1 protein-coding gene and 1 pseudogene are annotated in these 1,196 nt (G+C 38.5%); both read right to left on the bottom strand.

Annotation, left to right across the window (positions count from 1 at the left end):
- Positions 1–366, bottom strand: a pseudogene (locus BBH99_RS11935) (hypothetical protein); the annotation flags it as partial.
- Between the two features lie 86 nt (positions 367–452).
- Positions 453–1,196 (bottom strand): cupin-like domain-containing protein (locus tag BBH99_RS11930; protein WP_066695835.1); only part of this gene is annotated, 744 nt, incomplete at its 5' end.

Below are 1,196 nucleotides of genomic sequence, written 5' to 3'. Positions count from 1 at the left end.
CACCTTTTCTTTTTTATACCAAAGTAATACGACACTGAATATTATTGCAGTAAAATTGTTCATGAGGAATATAAACAAGGCTTTTTCCACCATACTTAATCCTTTCATTTTTGACAGGAAATTATGCTCTCCGCCATAATCCATCAACAGGACCGATACAATTACCGAAGTGTATACAGAAAGTTTAATAGGAGACAGGTAGTCGTGAAACCGATCGGATTCCTCTTTTTCCATTTCATGAACAGAAAGATCATAGCAACGGCGGGGATCCTGAAACAATTTAAAAATAGTTACCGGAACCAGCAGTATTTCAATGATAATCTGAAGACACAGTTTCTCGAAACTGTCGATTAATTTTTCGAACATACACCAGGTATTAAGGGAACGGGTTCACTATGCAATTTACTCATTTTTTAGATTGCATTTCCCCTATAACCAGTAAATTAGGTGTATTATTTTGGAAGTCCTTTCTTCAGGGCCACGTTAGCCTTTTCAACCGCTTTTCTTTCCTTCCAGTCCATATATCTTTTTTTATACCTTCCTTTCATGAAATTGTCAAAATTACGTTGAACAGCAAGGTTCCATAAGGAATGTGCTTTTACAGCCCAGCTTTTATCCCATGCACGAAGAGAAAGAGAGAATGAACCATCCAGGTATTTCATCCAGTGCCACCAGCCGGTAGGCATAAACAGGGTATCACCGTGTTCCAGATAACATTCTATTCCTTCAATACCATCCAGAGCCGGGAATTTTTCAAAATCAGGGTTGGCAATGTCATAATCTTCCAGGGCATAGGTTGCATAAGGAAGTTTATAGAGACGGGTTTTCCATTTATATTCAAAAAGAAGAACATGTTTTCTTCCATTGAAATGAGTATGGAAGATATGCGGCATATCGATATCGTAATGAAGGAAAGTCACAGAGCCTTTACCTCCGAAGAACATACTCGGATATTTATCTAAAAATCCACCCATTAAACTCTTAGGCGGGATGTAATCATCCAGTAGTTTGGGCGCAAATTTAATAGGATCGAAAAAGAAAATTCTGAGATCTGTAGGCTCCCGTTGAATCAGGTCTACATATTCTCCAAAAGGCATTTTGGTAGTAGGAGTATTAATAGGGGCTGCAGGATCTGCTTTGGCGCTGTCATATAAAGGAACAACAACGTCACCTACCACTTCTTTCATATACTCCAT

Origin of the sequence: Chryseobacterium contaminans, from assembly GCF_001684955.1 — a bacterium.
GTDB lineage: Bacteria > Bacteroidota > Bacteroidia > Flavobacteriales > Weeksellaceae > Chryseobacterium > Chryseobacterium contaminans.
Note: the sequence above shows the minus strand (reverse complement) of the source record. Positions and strands in the feature narration are given on the sequence as shown.